Raw genomic sequence first — 20,468 nt, forward strand, 5'->3', positions numbered from 1 at the left:
CAAATATAAGAATCAATATATACTATGCTGATGCCACTATTATGTTGAAAAAAATTTAAAAAATCACATAAAATCCCTATCTATGGTTATAATGGCATTATATTCTGGATGAATATTTTTGATATCTTTATTTAATGATTCTACTATATTACACTGAAATTCCTCTGTAAGGGGTTGTTTGTAATCAATAACTATATCAAAAATTAGATTTTTTCTTTCACCCTCTCCAACCATTCTAAAATCATGAAGGGAAGTTATAAGAGGATAATTCTTAATTATTTTTTCTAATTCCTCTAAGGCAAAATTAACTTCTTCATCATTAGTGTTTATTGGGTCCATATGTATAACCAGCACTATGTTAAGATTTTCTGAAAGCTCTCTTTCCGCTCTATCTATAATTTCATGTATCTGAACTAAAGAAATGTCTTGAGGAACTTCTGCATGTATTGAAGCCATGAACTTTCCAGGGCCATAGTTGTGCATAATCAAATCATGAACCCCTGTAATATATTTATAACTTAACACTCCATTTATTATTTTATCTACTAAATCTGGATCAGCAGCTTCACCAAGTAATGGGTTTAAGGTTTCTTTTATTAAAGAATACCCAGAATACATAATGAAAAGTGAAACTAAAATCCCGATGTAGCCATCAATAGGAAATGAAATCCACTTTGATGCTATTAAGGATAAAGCAACACAGCTGGAGGTAAAAACATCACCTAGAGCATCATAAGAAGAGGCTTGTAGGGCTGAAGAATTAATTTTTTTCCCCACGTAATTATTAAATCTACTTAGCCAAATCTTAGTACCTATTGATAGTAGAATTAAAATAAATGGTATAGTTTGAAAATTTACTGGTACAGGGTTAGTTATCCTTTGGTAAGAGGATTTTATAAATTCAAAGCCTACAATGATAACCATAAAGGAAACTACAAGTCCAGATAAATATTCTAATCTTCCATGCCCAAAGGGATGTTCCTTATCTGCCGGCTTAGAAGCTAATTTAAAACCAAGCATAGTTATAAGTGATGAAGTTGCGTCTGAAAGATTGTTAAAGGCATCAGCAGTAACGGATATACTTTTAGTTATTATGCCCACAAAAAGTTTTATTATAAATAAAAGGGAATTAGTGAGTATTCCCACTATACTCGCTAGGAAACCATAGGAATCTCTAGTATCTTTTTTTATAAAGGTTTTAATTAATAATTGAGAAAGCATTGTATTACCCTCCTGTCTTTATATTATAGCTATTATAACAAATATTAATAAAATAATACAATTCATAAATAAAGTATGTTATTCTAATAATAATAGTATTTTAACGGAGGGATAAAAATGAATGATAAGTTAAAATTAGCGCAGGAATTAATAAATTTTACATATAACAGCCCAACATCTTTTCATGCTGTGGAAACTGTGGAAAATATGTTGATAAGTTGTGGATATAAGGAATTAAAAGAAAAGGATAGTTGGCTTTTGGAACGTGGAGGAAAATACTATGTTAAAAAGAATGGTTCAGCCATAGTAGCTTTTCTAATGGGAAAGGAAAGTGTAGTGGAAAATGGATTTAAAATCATAGGTGCTCATACGGACTCTCCTACTTTCAGAATAAAACCCAATCCATACATGGTAAGTGAAGGAGCATATTTGAGATTAAATACTGAGGTTTATGGAGGACCTATTTTAAATACTTGGCTGGATAGACCTTTAGCTATAGCTGGAAGAGTTATAATTCGGGGAGAAAATTTAATGGAACCTGTAGAGAAGTTAGTAAATATTAATAAGCCATTACTCGTAATACCAAATTTAGCAATTCATATGAATAGAGAAGTTAATAAAGGAGTAGAGCTTAATCCTCAAGTTCATACAATACCTTTAATGGGAGTAATAAATAGCACTCTAGAAAAAGAAGATTATTTAGTAAATTTAATATGTGGTGAATTAAATTTAAATAAAGAAGAGGTTTTAGATTTCGATTTATTCTTATATGAGTATGAAAAAGGCTGCATAATGGGATTAAATAATGAGTTTATTTCCTGTTCAAGATTAGATAATTTATCTATGGTTCATGCTGCGCTTAAGGCATTAATTGAAAGTGAAGATACTAAAGGAGTTAATGTGGCAGCTTTTTTTGACAACGAAGAAGTAGGAAGCGGAACAAAACAAGGTGCGGATTCAATGTTTTTATCTAGTATATTAGAAAGAATTGTAGAAAAAGAAGAAATGGGAAAAGAGCCTTACTTTAGAGCACTGGCTAAATCATTCCTTATATCCTCAGATTTAGCCCATGCAGTTCACCCAAATTCCCCAGAGAAAGCGGATCCTGTAAATAGACCAATAATAAACAAAGGACCAGTTATTAAATTAAGTGCCAATGGAAGTTATACTACAGATGCTTACTCTTCAACTATATATGAGAATTTATGTAAAGAGGCTGAGGCGCCAGTACAAAAGTTTGTAAATCGCTCAGATGCAAGAGGGGGTTCTACTATAGGACCAATCACTTCTTCTCACATAAGCATACCTTCTGTGGATGTAGGAAGTCCAATTCTTGGTATGCATTCAATAAGAGAACTTGGTGGAGTTGATGATCACTATTTTATAACAAATTCATTTAAGATATTCTATAAACTATAATTACTATTGAAAGATAGTAAGCATTGTGTTAAAATGTTTTTAATAATTTAACATATTAAAGTTACCTAGGGTAGAGGTGCTGTAATTAATAGTACTTATTTGGAGCGGCCACGCTTTGAAGAATAAGGAAAGGAGTTATAGCCGAAGAAAACAATGAGGAAAGTTGTTTTCTGGCGTTGCATAAAATATATGTAATGTTGTCACTATGATGGTGGAGAGCTACAGGGTCACAAAGTTGTCATTATTGCAGCTATAGGTGTACCTTAGCTGCATTTATTTTATTAGAGGAGATGAGGGTAATGAGATTATTTGGTGATATGGAAGTTAAAAATAACACATTATATATAGGAGAAATAAGTACTTTAGATTTAGTTAAAGAACATGGCTCACCTCTATATGTAATGGATGAAGGCTTAATGAGAAAAAATTGTAGGGATTATATTAAATATTTTAAAACAGAGGAAATGGGAAACAAGGTGGCTTATGCAGGAAAGGCCTTTCTAACTAAGGAGATGTGTAGATTAGTTAAAGAAGAAGGATTATATTTAGATGTAGTATCAGGAGGAGAATTATATACCGCCCATAAGGTAGATTTTCCAATAGATAAAATATATTTTCATGGCAACAATAAAAGTTTAGAAGAAATTAAAATGGGTATAGAACTTGGGGTTAGAGCCTTTGTAGTAGACAATTTTGAGGAAATAGACATAATAAATGAAATAGCTAAGGAAAAGGGAATAATTCAAAAAATACTTTTAAGAGTATCTCCTGGCATAGAAGCCCATACTCATGATTATATAAAAACTGGTCAAGTGGACTCTAAATTTGGTTTTACTTTATTAGAAGATGAAGTCTTTAAAGGAGTAGAAAAGAGTATTAATAACTCCAATGTAAACTTAATTGGATTACATTGTCATATTGGTTCACAAATTTTTGAAACTACCCCTTTTGAAGATGCCGTAGATGTAATGCTAGAGCTTACAAATGAAGTTAAAAATAGATTTAACTATAAATTAGAAGAATTAGACTTAGGCGGAGGCTTTGGTATTTACTACAAAGAAGGAGATAAGCCGAAAACCACAGAAGAATATTGTAATGCTATTATAAATAGGGCAAAGGAAAAAGTTAAAGAGTTAAATATGGATATTCCATATTTAGGTATTGAACCAGGAAGATCCATAGTAGGTAACGCAGGAACAACATTGTATACCATTGGAGCTATTAAGGATATTCCAAAGGTTAGAAAATACGTTTCAGTAGATGGTGGAATGACAGATAACATAAGACCTGCACTATACAGCGCAGAGTATGAATGTGTAATTGCAAACAATGTGGAAAATATAGATTTAGAAAAGGTAACTATAGCAGGAAAGTGCTGCGAATCTGGAGATATACTGCTAAAGGATATGGTAATTCCAAAATTAAATAGAGGAGACATTTTAGCGGTATTAACTACAGGAGCCTATGGATATTCTATGAGCAACAATTATAATAAAACACCAAAAGCCCCAGTGGTATTTGTTAAAGAAGGAAAAGCTAAAGTAGTTTCAAGACGCCAAAGTTATGATGAATTAATAAGCAATGAAATATAAAATAGTAAAATATTATGGAGAAATTTCTCCATAATATTTTTTTGTTTTTTGGGAACAATATTTTAAGATAATTAGATTTTTAGTTGATGAGGAAATTCCCATGAAATTTTCACTATATCTAGACATCTAAAAAACTAAACATCTAAAAAACTGAAAAATTGCTTAGCAATTTTTTTGATTTTCAAGGGGTGGAGATAATGATAGATTACAAAGACTTTTATGATGACCTAGTAGAAGAATGTCCTTACAATAGAAAAGATAAGAGTATAAAAGCAAGAATAAAGCTTATAAAGAATTTAGATAGTAACTATGAAAAAATTTTAAAAGGGTATGATTTTATAAGCAAGGAAGTTAAGGCGAAAAGAGATATACCTCCTGCAGGAGAGTGGCTATTAGATAATTTATATTTAATACAAAAGGAATACAAGTACATAAAAAGTAGCATGCCTAGAGACTACTATGAAAACTTACCTTTGGTTAAGGACTATCCTAGAATTTATCATATAGCACAGAGGATAGTTAAGGAAACCGATGGAAGAGTTAGTGGAGGAAATATTGAAGGTTTCATAAAGGAATATCAAAAACATACTATACTAGGCAGTGGAGAGCTATGGTCATTACCAGTAATGATAAGAATAGCCCTAATACATAATATTAGCAAAGTAACTAGCAATATAGTTTATTGTCATAGTGAAAAAATCAAAGGAGAAATATTTGGAGAAAAACTTATAGAAAGTTCTAATAATGAGGAAGAATTACAAAATTTAATTAAACAAGATATAAGTTTTACACCTTATTTCACGGAAAGACTTTTAAAAGTATTAAGGGATAGTGGCTTTGAAAATAAGCAAGTATATGAATGGATAGATGAAAAGCTAGCCATGGAAGACATCAATAATGAGAAAATAATTTCACTAGACCATAAAAGGCAAGCCTTCTATAGGATGTTAATTGGAAATAGTATAACGGGAATGAGAGAACTTTCATCTCTCAACTGGATAGAATACTTTGAAAGATTAAGTTATGTGGAAAAAACACTTAAAAAGGATCCTAGTAAAGATTATGGGAAAATGGATTTTCCTAGTAGAGATTATTATAGACATAATATAGAAAGGTTAGCAAGACATATGAAGCTTGGAGAATCCTTCGTAGCTAGAAAAGCTATAGAATGTGCTCTTGAAGGAGAAGAAAATCCAGATAAGCCTTATTTAAAGCATGTGGGATATTATATTATTGACGAGGGAATACAGTGTTTAAAGGATAAAATTGGCTTTAAGGATGAGGGTTATAAAAAATTAAAATTTAATGATAGAAATCATAGAGCTAAAAATTATATAGCATTAGCCTTAATTTCCACTTTAGTATTAGCCGTGTTGTTAGTTTATTTTACCTCGGATATAGATATGAGCTTATGGAAATACCTAGTTACATTTTTATTAGTATTAGTTCCTTCTAGTGAAATAGTTATATCCATAATTAATTGGAGCATTACTCATTTAACACCACCGGATTTCATACCTAAAATGGAGTTTGAAGAGGAAATACCAGAAGAATTCAGTAGTGTTGTAGTTATTTCTACTTTAATAAATTCTGAAAAAAGAGCAAGAGAGTTGGTAAAAGATTTAGAGGTTTATTATCTTGGAAATAGAAGTAAAAATATTTATTATGCAATACTAGGAGACTTTAGAGATTGGAAAGAAGAGAACCATGAAGAAGACAATAAGATAGTGAAAACTTCCTTAGAAGAAATTAAAAAGTTAAACGAAAAATATTCTAAGAAGGGAGAAGATATATTTTATTTCTTAAGTAGATATAGGCAATACAATGAAAAGGAAAGTTTATGGCTTGGATGGGAAAGAAAAAGAGGAAAACTTGTAGAGTTTAATAGACTTATAAGAGGAGATGAAACTACTAGTTATAACATTATAAGTGGAGATATAAAAAAACTATGTAAGGTAAAATATGTAATAACTTTAGATGCAGATACAATTCTCCCCATAAATTCTTCAAAGAAGCTTATAGGTGCCATGGCCCATACCCTAAATCATCCCCATATAGAGACAGGCAAAAAAAGAATATTAAGAGGGTATGGGTTAATGCAACCTAGGATAAATATTTCTAGTATTAGTGCAAATAAAAGCCTGTTTTCTAAAGTTTTCTCAGGAGAAACAGGTATAGACCACTATACAACAGCTATTTCAGATGTATATCAAGATAGATTTGGAGAAGGCATATTTACAGGAAAGGGAATTTACCATATAGATACTTTTAGCTTTATGTTAGAGGGAGAAATAGAAGAAAACTCAGTTTTAAGCCATGATTTATTAGAGGGTTCCTACGTTAGAACAGCTCTTCTTACGGATGTAGAGTTAATAGATGGTTATCCAGCTTATTATAATTCTAGTTGCAAAAGGATGCATAGATGGGTTAGAGGAGATTGGCAATTGATGACCTGGTTATTTAAAAAGACTTCTTTAAATTTATTATCCAGGTGGAAAATATTTGATAATTTAAGAAGAAGCTTATTATATCCATCCATAATTACATTATTAATAGCCTCTTTATTGCTACTTAAAAACCCAGAGATAGCATTAATACTTTCTTTTGTATCCTTAATTACACCTTTGCTATTTGGTGTTTCAGAAGGCGTTGTTCCACCTGTAAAAGCTATAGGAATGTTACCCTTTAAGCAGTTTTTCTTAATCTTTACTTTTTTACCTCATACTTCTTATTTGATGGTAGATGCTATAATTCGAACTTTATATAGACTTAAGGTAAGTAAGAAAAATTTATTAGAATGGCAGACTGCAGCAGATGCAGAGGCTGCTTCAGGAAAGAGTTTAGCAGATTATATTAAATATATGTGGGTAGGTTCCGCTATTGCTTTAGGAATTTGGATTTTAGCCTTTAATAATTCCTTTAATCTAGCTCTTATATTTTTACCCTCCTGTATAATTTGGTTTTTAAGTCCCTATGTAGCATATTATGTGAGTAAGGATTTGGAAATACACAAATATAATTTAAATAAAGAAGAGGAAAAGATTTTAAGAGGATTAAGCAGAAGAATATGGGCATATTTTGAAGATTTTAATAATGAAAAAAACAATTGGCTTGCTCCAGATAACTATCAAGAATACCCTGAAAATGGAGTGGCGCCTAGAACTTCTCCAACTAATATAGCTATGGGTTTAGTATCTAATGTAGTAGCCTATGATTTAGGATATACTGATTTGATAGGGTGCGTTGAAAGAACAGAAAAAACCCTAAAAACTATGAAAACTCTAGAAATGTATAATGGACATTATTATAATTGGTACAATACAGAAACAAAGGAACCTTTATATCCTAAATATGTATCTACTGTAGATAGTGGTAATCTTTTAGGATATCTATGGCTTATAGATAATAGTTTTAGTGAATTTTTAGAAGTTCCATTATTTAACCCAAAGATTTTTAAAGGAATTGAAACTTTGCTAATGCTTAGTAATAAAGAGGTAGAAAGTTTTCATAAAGATTTATATAAAAGCTCCATAGAAATCATAGGAAACCCTAAAGGAGAGGTACGGGTTTTTATAAGAGAGCTAAATATAATAAAATCCAAAATAGAAGAAGCCTCAAAAGTTGATAATTGGGAAAGCTTGTATTGGAATAAGAAGTTAAAAAATACTGTAGAAAATCTATTGATAAATTTACTTAACTTATTTCCATGGCTCCAAATGGAATACTTTCACGGGGAAGAAGAAATGTACTTAGAAGAATTAAACTCTATTCCAAAGAATATAGAGGCTAAGAATTTAATAGATATTTTAGAAGAAATAATAAATAAGCTAGAGGATAAAGATACATCACTATATAACTATATTTTACTTGGAAAAGATAATATAAAGAACCTCTTGAATAGAATTTATAAAATTAAAGATGATTTGAATAAGATTTCAGAGAAAATGGATTTTAAAATGCTCTTTAACGATGAAAGAGGATTATTTTCCATTGGATATGATGTGGAAAGGGATAAAATAGATAACTGTTATTATGACTTGTTGGCATCTGAGGCAAGGCAGGCTAGTTTTTTAGCCATAGCAAAAGGAGATGTTAAAGTAGACCACTGGTTTAAGCTAGGAAGACCACTGGCATCTATAGATAAAAATAAAGGTTTAGTTTCCTGGAGTGGTACTATGTTTGAGTATTTAATGCCACTACTTATAATGAAATCTTATCCTAATACTCTGTTAAGTAACACTTATAAATTTGCAGTAGAAACACAGAAAAATTACGGTGATAAGAAAAGTATTCCTTGGGGTATATCAGAGTCAGGATTTTATGGTTTTGATGTAGCTTTAAATTATCAATATAAAGCCTTTGGAGTACCAGGAATAGGACTTAAAAGAGGACTTGCAAATGATTTAGTTATATCTCCATATTCAACTATAATGGCGTTAGGGGTAAATGCAAGAGATGCTATGGAGAATATTAAAAAATTTATACAAGAGGGATTTTTAGGCAGATATGGTCTTTATGAAGCTATAGATTATACAAAGGAAAGAATACCTAAAGATGAAAACTATATGGTAGTAAAATCCTATATGGTTCATCATCAGGGAATGAGCTTTATGGCAATAAATAATTTGTTAAATGAACAAATACTTCAAGAAAGATTTCATAGAGAGCCTAGGGTAAAAGCTTCTGAGCTTTTACTTCAAGAAAGAATGCCAGATTATGTAGTTTACGATCGAGAAGAAAAGGGAGAAGAAAATATATTTACAAAGGATAGAAATATTGGAGTGGTAAGAAAATTTGCCACAGCCAAAACAATTTATCCAGAAACACATATGCTTTCAAATGGAAACTATTCTCTTATGATCACCAATAGAGGAAGTGGTTATAGTAAAAGAGAGGGTATGAACGTATACAGATGGAAAGAAGATATAACAAATGATAATACTGGGATGTTTTTTTATATAAAAAATCTCAATTCTAATGAATATTGGAGTAATACGTATCAGCCTTGCAAATATGAGGGAGAAGAGTATCAGGTTATATTTGCCCAAGATAAGGCTGAATTTAAAAGAAGAGATGGGAATATAGTAAGTTTTACAGAAATAGGAGTTTCCAGTGAGGATGACGGAGAAGTTAGAAAGATAAAAATATCTAATAATAGCAATAGTAGCAGAACCATTGAAGTAACAAGCTATCTAGAAGTTACCTTAGCAAATTACAGTGCAGACATAGTGCACCCAACCTTTAGTAATCTATTTGTGAGAACAGACTATTTGGAAGAGCCTATGTGTTTACTAGCTTATAGAAGAAAGAGAGAAAGTCATGGAAAAGAGCCTTGGGTTATGCATACTCTAATAGGAGACGAAAAGGTTGTAGGAAAAGTTCAATACGAAACCAGTAGGTCAAATTTTATAGGACGAAATAGAGATTTAGATAAACCAGAGGTGATGGAAAATGATGCACCTTTAACTAATACTAAAGGAGCAGTACTAGATCCTATTTTAAGCCTTAGAGTAAGAGTGGAAATTCCATCAGGAGAAAGTGCAACTTTAGCATTTATTACGGCAGTGGCAGATAAAAGAGGGGATGCAATAAATCTTTGTAAAAAATATAGAGATTGGAATGCCATAAACAGAGTTTTCGAACTTGCATCTACACAGTCCACAGTGGAAAATAGATATTTAGGTATTAATTCGTCAATGGGAAATTTATATCAGTCCATGGCTTCTAAGATTATATTTATAAATGGTAATCTTAAAGAAAGAGAAGATTATATAAAAAATATTAACAAAGGGCAATCTGAACTTTGGAAATATGGATTATCAGGAGATCTACCAATAATAGCTATAAAAATAAATAAAGAAGAGGATTTGGATTTAGTTAGACAGCTTCTAAAAGCTCATGAATATTGGAGCATTAAGGGACTAAAAACTGACTTAGTTATACTAAACCTAGAGGATACTTCTTATATTCAACCCTTAGAAGAAGGGATTAGAGAGTTAGTATACTCCAGCCACGCAAGAGATAAAATAAATAAATTTGGAGGAGTATTTACCTATAACAAAGCTACTATGGATAGTGAGGATATGAAGTTAATATTGTCTATTGCAAGGCTAGTTATAGATGGAGAAAAGGGAAGTCTTATAAATCAAGTTAAAGTTAAAGAAGATTTAAGTAATGAAAATAATTTTATTGAGCCTAGAGAATTGGTTTATAAGGAGGGAAATTTCCAATTTACTATTCCTAAACTTCAATTTTTTAATAGCTTAGGTGGTTTTAGTGAAAGGGGAGATAAGTATTTTATAATATTGGAGGACTATAAAAATACTCCAGCTCCTTGGATAAATGTACTTTCTAATGGAGACTTTGGTTCTCATATTTCTGAAGGAGGTATGTCCTATACCTGGAATAAAAATTCTAGAGAACATAAAATAACTACCTGGTCTAACGACCCTATTAAAGATAGCGAATCAGAGGGATTATATCTTAGAGATGAGGTTACAGGTAAGATTTGGAGCATATCACCGAGACCTGTAAGAAATAGTGGGCGCTATATTATCGAACATGGCTTTGGATATTCTTCTTTTAATCATAAGAATAATGGGATAGTTGGAGAATTTACAACCTACGTAGCCTTAAATAAAAGTGTAAAAATAAATTTGGTAAAACTAAAAAATGACACGGATATAGAAAGAAATCTATCGCTAACCTATTACTCTCAGCTTGTATTAGGTGTTGTACCTCAAGGAACAGCTCAATATATATCTACTTATATAAATGAAGATAAGCAATATATATATGCTAAAAATCCATATAGTAAAAGCTTTGGGAACCTAATAGCCTTCCTTAAGGTATCAGGTGGTGAGAATGTTAGTTTTACGGGAGATAGAACAGAATTTATAGGGAAAGAAGGCTCTTTTGAAAATCCTGGAATATTAAAGAAAAAGAGTTTTTCAGGCAGTGTTGGCGCAGGGTTTGACCCTTGTATGGCAGTAAACGCAAAGCTATCTTTAAAGCCTGGTGAAGAGAAAACACTGGTAGTTTTACTTGGAGAAGAGGATAGCATAGAGAAAATAGAGGATATTCTGCAAGAGTTTGCTTTCGTAAAAAACTCCCAAGAAGAATTAGAAAGAGTAAAGAACTATTGGAAGGATTTGTTGGGGACAATTCAAATAGATACCCCAGATAAAACCATGGATATAATGGTAAATGGTTGGCTTATGTACCAAGTAATAGTATGCAGATATTGGGCTAGAACAGCCTTTTACCAGTCAGGTGGAGCTTATGGTTTTAGAGACCAATTACAAGACACACTAGCAATATCTTATTTAAAGCCAGAAATTACAAAAAACCAAATACTCTATTCTTCATCAAGGCAATTTATAGAAGGAGATGTTCAGCACTGGTGGCACCCTGTTGTAGATAGCGGTATTAGAACGAGATTCTCTGACGACCTTTTATGGCTTCCTTATGTAACTGTAGAATATATAAAAAATACAGGAGATTATTCAATATTGGATAAGGAAACTCCTTATTTAGAGGATGAACCTTTAAGAGAAGGAGAAGATGAAAGATATAATATTGCAAGAAAATCCGAAAGAAAAGGAAGTATATATGAACATTGTGTTAAGACTATTGATAGAGCTTTGAAATTTGGAGAACATAATATACCACTTATGGGATCTGGAGACTGGAATGACGGTATGAGTACCGTAGGAAATAAAGGCAAAGGTGAAAGTGTATGGCTTGGGTGGTTTTTATATACCATCATTAAAGATTTTATTAATCTATGCAGAGTGCAAGGAGATTTTGAAAGAGAAAAAATATATAAGGAAATGTTAGAATTCATCTCAGAAAATATAGAGAAAAATGCTTGGGATGGTAATTGGTATAGAAGGGCCTACTTTGATGATGGAACCCCGTTGGGTTCAGCGCAAAATGATGAATGTCAAATAGACTCTCTTTCACAATCTTGGTCAGTTATTTCAGGAGCGGCTAGGGAAAGTAGAAGTAAAGAGGCTATATTATCCGTTGAAAGATATTTAGTGAAATATGATAAGGGTATAGTAATGCTGCTATCACCACCTTTTAATGAATCTTCTTTAGAGCCGGGGTATATAAAGGGATATGTACCAGGAGTAAGAGAAAATGGTGGGCAATATACTCACGCAGCGGTGTGGTATATACTAGCCTTAGCTATGGCTGGCTTTAACGATAAGGCTTGGAATATATATAATATGATTAACCCTATAAATCATACTGCTTCATATTTAGACTGTGAAAGATATAAAGTAGAGCCTTACGTAATATCAGCAGATGTTTATGCCATAGAACCACACATAGGAAGAGGAGGTTGGAGTTGGTACACAGGAGCAGCAGGATGGATGTATACTACTGCTATAAATGGAATACTAGGGTTTGAGTTAAAAGAAGATAAGGGATTTATATTGGAGCCAAGAATACCAAAAAGTTGGAATGGTTACAAAATGACTTACAAAAGAGGAGAAAACACATATTATATAGAGGTAGAAAGAGGAGAAGAAAAGGAAATAACTTTAAATGGAGAAAAGTTAGATGGAGAAGTGATTCCATTTTTAGAAAGTGGGGAACACAGAATTAAAATGATTATAGAATAAAAGTTGCAGAGCAACTTTTATTCAGTTTTTTAGTTGGTTAGTTAACGAAGAAATTTCCCAAAGGGAATTTCCACCATAACTAAAGCACTAAAAAACTAAAACACTAGAAAAATTGCCCTGCAATTTTTAAAACAAATCGTCGGTTTTCCACATGTCCTTTGAAGTGTTATCAAATTCCCAGGTGGCGATATTATTTGCAACAATATCATCCCTTACGTTGTCTGGTAGTTTTGTGTAGTCTTTTTTCTTTGCAGAATAAGATTTAAGCACCTTTTGGCTGGCTTCTAAATAATCTCTACTATCAGGTAAATAAGTTTTCCCTCTATCCATATTAAGACCTCCTTTTTATTTTCTATGTTTTTATTATTTGAAGGGTGAGAAATACTATTCACCCATTTAGTAAATAAATTTATTTGTAAAATTTTCGTAAACTAAGAAGGGGAAAAAGAACTTATATGGAATTAGTACTATATACTAATAATGTTTGAAATTTTATTATTAAGGAGGTTTTTTTATGACAGAATTAAGACAAATTTATAAATGTGAAGTATGTGGAAACATAGTTGAGGTGGTTCATGCATCTGGTGGAGTTTTAGTATGCTGCGGCAAGCCAATGACACTACAAGTTGAAAATACTGTAGATGCTTCAAAAGAAAAGCACGTTCCTTATGTAGAAATGGTAGAAGGTGGAGTTTTAGTTAGAGTTGGAGAAGTTGAACATCCAATGCTTGATGCCCACTATATTGAATGGATAGAAGTTATTACAGAAAATAAAACTTATAGAAAATTCTTAAATCCAGGTGAAAAACCGGAAGCGTTCTTTAAGCTTGACGAAGAAATAATAGCTGTTAGAGAATATTGTAACCTACATGGTTTGTGGAAAAAATAATGATGTTGACAAAAAATTAAAAGTATAATATCATGATTTAAATAATGTTAACCTAATGAGAGAAAGCAAGTAAGCTTAAAAACAGATTTAAAGAGAGTTGTATGTGGTGGAATTACAACAATTATGATTAAGCTGAATGGGTTCTGGAGGGGCGAGATGAAGTTAAGTAGTTGTAGACGTTGGTCTCCCGTTATAGAGACAGGATATTTTGTATCCTTTAAGGAAAAAGTATTGCTTTTTCGAAAATAGGTGGTACCGCGTTATCACGCCCTATAGATTTGCTATAGGGCTTTTTTATTTTAAGTAAATAATGTTTAAAAATAGGAGGATTACAATGGAAGAAAATAAAAAAGTTATATTCAGTGGAATTCAACCTTCAGGAAATTTAACTATAGGAAATTACTATGGTGCTCTAAAAAATTGGGTGAAACTACAAGAGCAATATGACACATATTATTGCATAGTAGATTTACATGCTATCACTGTTAAACAAGAACCAAAGGATCTTAGAAGAAGGACACTAGAAGTTCTAGCTATTTATTTAGCAGCGGGACTAGATCCAGAAAAAAATACAATATTTATACAGTCTCACGTACCAGCTCATAGTGAGGCTGCATGGCTTTTGAATTGCTATACTTACATGGGAGAACTTTCTAGAATGACTCAGTTTAAGGACAAATCTGCAAGGTATGGAGAGTCCATAAGTGCAGGATTATTTAGCTATCCAGTTCTTATGGCAGCAGACATCCTACTGTACAATACGGATTTAGTGCCTGTAGGAAGTGATCAAAAACAACATTTAGAAATAACTAGAGATATTGCTGATAGGTTTAATAATATATATAGTCCTACTTTTAAAATTCCAGAACCTTATATACCAGAAGTAGGAGCAAGAATAATGGATTTGCAGAGTCCAGAAAAGAAAATGTCAAAATCCGCTGATAATCCAAACAGTTATATACTTATAATGGATTCACCAGAAGTGATAAAAAACAAAATAAGTAGAGCTGTTACGGATACTATAGGAATTGTACAGTATACTAATGATCAACCAGGTATAAAAAACCTAATGGATATTATGAGTGTTGCTACAGGAAAAACTATAGATGAAATACAAAAAGAATATGAAGGATTAGGATATGCTCAGTTTAAAAAAGATGTAGCAGAGGCTTTAATTACAGAGTTAAAACCAATTCAAAGTAAAATAAAAGAATATCTAGATAATAAAGAACTATTAGAAGAAATATATACAAAAGGCGCTGAAAAAGCAAACTATGTTGCCAGAAAAACCTTGTCAAAAATGCAAAGAAAAATAGGATTTATAAAATAAAGAGAATTCCAGCAGGAGTTCTCTTTATTTTTGTAAATAGTAATGAAAAATCCACAATAAACTGTTGATAAACTGTTGATAAGTTGTTAATAAACTGTTGAATATATATGTAATTATTGGTATAATTTTCTTGAATGGTGACGAAATAATACTTTGTATACTTGGAGGGATTGTCATGGAGAAGAATAAAATTAGATGGAGAATGATATTATTAATTTTTATTACATTAATTCCTTTATCGATTTTACAGGCAATAAGTGTAAAGTCTAATTTCGATTCTATGATAGAAATGGATTTAAAGTCTAGCCAAGAGTATGCAGAAGCAATTAAGGTTTCTTTTTTAAATTATTTAGACAGAACTTGGGCTAATCAACTTGTTATGGGAAAAGTAATTATCTCAAATCCTGAGTGGAGCTCAGAAGACATAGAAAAATACTTGAAAAATACAATGTCAGAGGATTTAGTAGGTGGAAGATACCTTTGGGTAAGCCCAGAAGGGACCGTGATTACCACCACAAATCCTGAAGAAGAAAACTTAAGCTTATTAGATAGACCATATATTCAAAGGATACTCCAGGGAGAGGACAAGACTATATCGGATTTAAGAGTGTCTGCAAACAGCGAAGAACTAATTTTCCCATTAGCTAGAGCTATTAGAGTAGAAGGTGAATTAAAGGGCATAATTGTAAATGTCATCGATGCAAATAAAATTCAGGGTATTTTTCCAGTAAAAAATTTAAATGAAGGAAGTAGGTTTGGATTAATTGATAGCAATGCTAGATTGGTTTATAGAAATGAGATGACACAAATGCCTTTCTCAGAAAGGATAATTAGTGAAGAATCTCCTTCAAGAAGAGCTTTAAAGGGAGAAATAGTAAAATTCTATGAAAGAATTTCTGAGATTGATGGCGTCAAAAGAATAGGGGTAGACTATCCAATAGAGGAAATTGGCTGGAGCTGCTTTGTGGCAAATTCTTCAGAAGTCTTATTAAGGGATAAAATTGAACAGAGGAATAAGCAATTATTGATTTTCTTTTTCGTTTGTACCATGTCTTTTTTTGGAGCAATTTATATAGGAAATGAGTTTATTAACTCATTAAATAAAATTAAGGATGAGTCTCATGAAATCGAGGAATATAACAACTTAAAAGCTCAGTTTTTATCAACTATGTCTCATGAGTTAAAAACCCCTCTTAATATTATTTTAGGGTGTGTTCAACTAATGGAAAAGTTAGATTTTAATGATGTTTCTTCTAAACAAGGTTTTACTAAATACATAAAAATGCAGAGACAAAATAGTTACAGATTACTAAGACTTATAAATAATTTTATTGATGTAACTAAGGCGGAAGTAAATAGTATGAAGCTCAATTGTATTAATGGTGATATCGTAAAAGTTGTGGAGGACATCACCATGTCTGTAGTGGAGTATACAAAACTTAAGAATATAGATATAATTTTTGACACTGAGGAGGAAGAAAGAATAATAGCCTTTGATGGAGATATTATAGAAAGAATTATGTTGAATTTATTATCTAATGCAATTAAATTTACAGAAACTAGAGGGATTATTCAGGTTAATGTTTATAATAGAGAGGATAAAGTTGTAATTTCTGTAAAAGATAGTGGTATAGGAATTCCAGAAGATAAACTAGCAACTATTTTTGAAAGATTTACCCAGGTAGATAATACCCTTAGAAAAAAATCAGAGGGGTCAGGAATTGGTCTTTCCTTAGTTAAATATTTAGTTGAGCTTCAAGGAGGGAAAATATCTGTTAAAAGTGAGATGGGAATGGGAAGTGAGTTCCTTGTAGAACTTCCTGCAAAGATTATAGAAGATGAAAAAATTAATACATATCAAATGGATTCGGGATATGTAGAGAGAATAAGTATAGAGTTTTCCGATATTTATATGTGAACTTCTTAATTAAATATAATTGACAGCTAAATTAGTTAAAGTTAAAATCATTGTAGTACAGATTTTTATAAAGAGGAGAGAAAATAGTGGAAGATATATTTAAGGAAATAGAGAGAAGAAGAACCTTTGCAATAATATCTCACCCTGACGCAGGAAAAACTACGTTAACTGAAAAGCTATTATTATATGGAGGTGCCATTAGACTTGCAGGTTCAGTAAAATCAAGAAAAGCTTCAAAACATGCAGTTTCTGACTGGATGGAAATAGAAAAACAAAGAGGAATTTCTGTTACTTCATCAGTTATGCAATTTAACTATGAAGGATATTGTATAAATATATTAGATACCCCAGGCCACCAAGACTTTAGTGAAGACACTTATAGAACCTTAATGGCTGCAGATAGCGCCGTAATGGTTATAGACGGAGCAAAAGGGGTAGAGGAACAAACTAAGAAACTGTTTCATGTTTGTAGCTTAAGAGGAATTCCTGTATTTACCCTTGTAAACAAAATGGATAGAGAAACTAGAGATCCATTTGAACTTATGGAAGAAATAGAAACAGTTCTTGGCATAAAATCTTATCCAATGAACTGGCCTATAGGTGCAGGTGCAGATTTTAAGGGAGTATACGATAGAAAGAAAAAGTTAATAGAAGTATTCAACGCAGGAAAACATGGTCAGACAAGAATTGAAGCTATGGAAGGTCAAGTTGATGACCCTGTATTTAAAGATCTTTTAGGAGAAGGATTACACCAAAAGCTAATAGAAGACATTGAGCTTTTAGATATAGCTGGAGATGAGTTCGATATTAAGAAAGTAAGAAGCGGTGAATTGACTCCAGTATTTTTTGGTAGTGCATTAACTAACTTTGGAGTTGAGCCTTTTTTAGAAGAATTTCTAAACTTAACTACACCACCTCTTGGAAGAGATTCAAGTATTGGAGAAATAGATGCTTTTTCGCCAGATTTTTCAGCTTTTGTATTTAAAATACAAGCAAATATGAATCCAGCCCATAGAGATAGAATAGCGTTTATGAGAATATGTTCAGGTAAATTTCAAAAGGGTATGGAAGTATTCCACATGCAAGGTGGAAATAAAATGAAACTAGCTCAACCTCAACAGTTTTTAGCACAAGATAGAGAAATAGTTGAAGAAGCTTATGCTGGTGACATAATAGGGGTATTTGATCCAGGTATATTTAGAATTGGAGACACTTTATGTACAGCAAATAATAAATTTTCTTTTGAAGGAATACCAACCTTTGCTCCTGAATATTTTGCTAGAGTAAGAACCATAGATACTATGAAGAGAAAGCAATTTATAAAAGGAATGACAGAAATATCTCAGGAAGGGGCTATCCAGGTATTTAAGGAAATTAATATAGGTATTGAAGAAATAATAGTTGGAGTAGTTGGAGTCTTACAATTTGAAGTATTAGAGTATAGAATGAAATATGAATATAATGTAGATATAAAGATGGATAGACTTCCATTTAAGTATGTAAGATGGATAGAAAGCTCTAATTTAGAAGTGGAAAAATTAAGTATAACCAGTGATACTAAAATAGTAAAAGATTTTAGAGACAGGGCATTACTATTGTTCCAAAGTGAGTGGGCAATAAGCTGGGCTTTAGATCATAATAAGGATATAGTTTTATCTGATGTAGGGAAAAGTGAGTAAAAAAGAGGTGTAATTTTACACCCCTTTTTTACGTCCAAATAAAATATCTAAAATAAACACCACGGCAGCTACTAACAATAATAAATTTATTAGGCTACCTCCGATTCTAAAAATTAGCCCTATTAGCCAAAATAAAACTACGATTCCACCTAACCATCTTAAAAATACCATAAAAAACCCTCCAGTTATCAAGTAAATTACTCTACATTAAACTAGTATTAGCAGAATATTAGTTAATTATGAATTTAATAGTGCAAATAAAAAAGAGAGGAAAACCTCTCTTATCTTCTTGGTCTGCTATTATTTTTTTCTGCTTTTCTAGCTTTTCTGCATTCTGGGCATCTTACAGGATCATTTTCAAATCCTTTTTCTTTGTAGAAAGCCTGTTCTCCTTCAGTGAATACAAAGTCTTTTCCACAATCTTTACATGCAATTGTTCTGTCTGCCATTTGTATAATCCTCCTTTAATCATAGGGTAATTTTTCATGGATAGTGCCTCCTATGATTAAGGAGTTGAGTACCTGAAAATTACCTATTAACTTATTGATAACATACCATAATTATACCATGGAAAGGCCTAAATATTCAACATTGAAATAGCAATTATGAAGGCAAATCAGCTCTCTTTTGTAAGGGTTTTTTCTTGTTTTTGAACTTGAAAATTATCATAGCAATTATCGGTATTATCAGGAAGTTTATTAGAGAATTGAAGCTAAATAAATTTAAATATTCGAAGAAAAATAACAAGTCATCGGCTATGTAATTTGTAAGCCCAAATATTATTAAAGTTATTATATATATGTTGTATTTGCTCCTAACTTTTATTTTCTGCAAAGCTGCTAAAGTTATATTCAATATAAGTATGTATTTTACATACCAACCACCTATAGTTTGTAACATTACAAAAAATTCCCCGCTTTCAAGAAATCTCCAATAACTTACTAACTGTGTTTGAGTAAGCTTTGGATAAACTAGTCTTTTTAGTCTCTCTATCTGGAAAGTGCTAAGCATTCCTAGAACAGATACTATTTGCATTTGTATTACAAAAATCATACCTATTATACTGTGTTTTAAAAGCTTACTCTTATCTTCTATGTGTTCTATATAAGGAAAAGCTAGTGTTAAATGAGCATATAATCCTAATATCTTGCCAATGCAAATTAAAAAATCTAAAGAAAATACCTTTTGAAAAACAGGGAAAACATAATATGAATGTTTATAAGTGCTGGTAAGTATGCCTAAGTTAATTCCTGCCATTGTCATTAATATTATACCAATTAAAGTTACTGAAATAATACTTCTAAGTCCCTTTTTCACTACATATATAGCTGGCAGGGTTAGAAATATAAGCAAATACCAGATTGGCGTTTCTAGTAATAAATTTGTATGCATAGAGCTAGATTCAATTCCAGCGCACTCTATTAAGGTCGTCATTAATGAAAAGATATATAATGCATATAAAATGGTACCAATTATTTTCCCAAAGGATTTTATATATATAGTATATAAATCGTAAGTACCAACATTTTTAAAGAATTTAAGAGATAAAATAAGATATAAAAGTATTATGGCAGAAGCAATTATCATAGCAATCCACGTGTCTCTTTCGCCATTTACTATGTAAATAGTAGGATAAGTTTTTAAAGAAACTATTGTTAAAGCTGCTATTATAAAGCCTAATTGTTTTGAAGTTATTTTTTCCATTTAATCCACCTTTTACTAAGTTTTTATTTATATTATTTACCAATTAGTGAATAATATTCTCTATAATACAAATAATAATTTTG

12 protein-coding genes, 1 riboswitch and 1 other annotated feature are annotated in these 20,468 nt (G+C 31.5%); of the genes, 7 read left to right on the forward strand and 5 right to left on the reverse strand.

Features of this window, described 5'->3' with window-relative positions; all coding sequences use genetic code 11:
* Window positions 1-63: 63 nt before the first annotated feature.
* The gene (locus tag ABDZ69_RS01470) at window positions 64-1,221 is read right to left on the reverse strand and encodes a cation diffusion facilitator family transporter (RefSeq protein ID WP_343765714.1); all 1,158 of its coding nucleotides are present in this window, start codon (window positions 1,219-1,221) and stop codon (window positions 64-66) included.
* 117 nt (window positions 1,222-1,338) lie between these two features.
* On the opposite strand from ABDZ69_RS01470, the gene ABDZ69_RS01475 reads away from it, so the two are divergent.
* The 3 genes from ABDZ69_RS01475 (at window position 1,339) to ABDZ69_RS01485 (ending at window position 12,865) form a co-directional block, all read left to right on the forward strand.
* Window positions 1,339-2,640: a M18 family aminopeptidase gene (locus tag ABDZ69_RS01475; RefSeq protein WP_343765716.1), complete on the forward strand. Its 1,302-nt coding sequence runs from the start codon at window positions 1,339-1,341 to the stop codon at window positions 2,638-2,640.
* A 63-nt stretch (window positions 2,641-2,703) separates the two neighbouring features.
* Window positions 2,704-2,870: riboswitch (Lysine riboswitch) on the forward strand.
* A gap of 69 nt (window positions 2,871-2,939) precedes the next feature.
* Entirely contained in the window at window positions 2,940-4,232 is a 1,293-nt protein-coding gene (lysA, locus tag ABDZ69_RS01480; protein ID WP_343765718.1) for a diaminopimelate decarboxylase, read from the forward strand.
* Window positions 4,233-4,429: 197 nt separating this feature from the next.
* Window positions 4,430-12,865 carry a glycoside hydrolase family 94 protein gene (locus ABDZ69_RS01485; RefSeq protein WP_343765721.1) on the forward strand — a complete coding sequence of 2,812 codons (8,436 nt, stop codon included), beginning with the start codon at window positions 4,430-4,432 and terminating at the stop codon, window positions 12,863-12,865.
* 126 nt (window positions 12,866-12,991) lie between these two features.
* Here the strand turns inward: ABDZ69_RS01485 and ABDZ69_RS01490 are convergent, their stop codons facing one another.
* A complete protein-coding gene (locus ABDZ69_RS01490; RefSeq protein WP_343765723.1) occupies window positions 12,992-13,195 on the reverse strand; it encodes a hypothetical protein in 204 nt (67 codons plus the stop codon).
* Between the two features lie 184 nt (window positions 13,196-13,379).
* Between ABDZ69_RS01490 and ABDZ69_RS01495 the strand changes: the two genes are divergently transcribed.
* The 4 genes from ABDZ69_RS01495 to ABDZ69_RS01510 all read left to right on the forward strand — a co-directional run bounded on the left by ABDZ69_RS01495 (window position 13,380) and on the right by ABDZ69_RS01510 (window position 18,681).
* Window positions 13,380-13,754, forward strand: coding sequence for a desulfoferrodoxin (locus tag ABDZ69_RS01495; protein WP_343765726.1), 375 nt, complete (start codon window positions 13,380-13,382; stop codon window positions 13,752-13,754).
* 46 nt (window positions 13,755-13,800) lie between these two features.
* Window positions 13,801-14,030 (forward strand) — a binding site (T-box leader).
* Window positions 14,031-14,088: 58 nt separating this feature from the next.
* The gene (gene trpS, locus ABDZ69_RS01500; RefSeq protein ID WP_343765728.1) at window positions 14,089-15,084 is read left to right on the forward strand and encodes a tryptophan--tRNA ligase; all 996 of its coding nucleotides are present in this window, start codon (window positions 14,089-14,091) and stop codon (window positions 15,082-15,084) included.
* Window positions 15,085-15,259: 175 nt separating this feature from the next.
* On the forward strand, window positions 15,260-17,002 hold the full coding sequence (locus tag ABDZ69_RS01505; RefSeq protein WP_343765730.1) for a sensor histidine kinase: 1,743 nt from the start codon (window positions 15,260-15,262) through the stop codon (window positions 17,000-17,002).
* An 86-nt stretch (window positions 17,003-17,088) separates the two neighbouring features.
* A complete protein-coding gene (locus ABDZ69_RS01510) occupies window positions 17,089-18,681 on the forward strand; it encodes a peptide chain release factor 3 (protein ID WP_343765732.1) in 1,593 nt (530 codons plus the stop codon).
* A gap of 15 nt (window positions 18,682-18,696) precedes the next feature.
* Here the strand turns inward: ABDZ69_RS01510 and ABDZ69_RS01515 are convergent, their stop codons facing one another.
* The 3 genes from ABDZ69_RS01515 to ABDZ69_RS01525 form a co-directional block, all read right to left on the reverse strand.
* Window positions 18,697-18,852: a DUF5670 family protein gene (locus ABDZ69_RS01515; protein ID WP_343765734.1), complete on the reverse strand. Its 156-nt coding sequence runs from the start codon at window positions 18,850-18,852 to the stop codon at window positions 18,697-18,699.
* A 110-nt stretch (window positions 18,853-18,962) separates the two neighbouring features.
* The gene (locus ABDZ69_RS01520) at window positions 18,963-19,130 is read right to left on the reverse strand and encodes a zinc-ribbon domain-containing protein (RefSeq protein WP_343765736.1); all 168 of its coding nucleotides are present in this window, start codon (window positions 19,128-19,130) and stop codon (window positions 18,963-18,965) included.
* Between the two features lie 154 nt (window positions 19,131-19,284).
* On the reverse strand, window positions 19,285-20,385 hold the full coding sequence (locus ABDZ69_RS01525; protein WP_343765738.1) for an endospore germination permease: 1,101 nt from the start codon (window positions 20,383-20,385) through the stop codon (window positions 19,285-19,287).
* Window positions 20,386-20,468: the final 83 nt, after the last annotated feature.

The sequence above is a fragment of the Clostridium malenominatum genome, assembly GCF_039521365.1.
GTDB lineage: Bacteria > Bacillota > Clostridia > Clostridiales > Clostridiaceae > Clostridium_AW > Clostridium_AW malenominatum.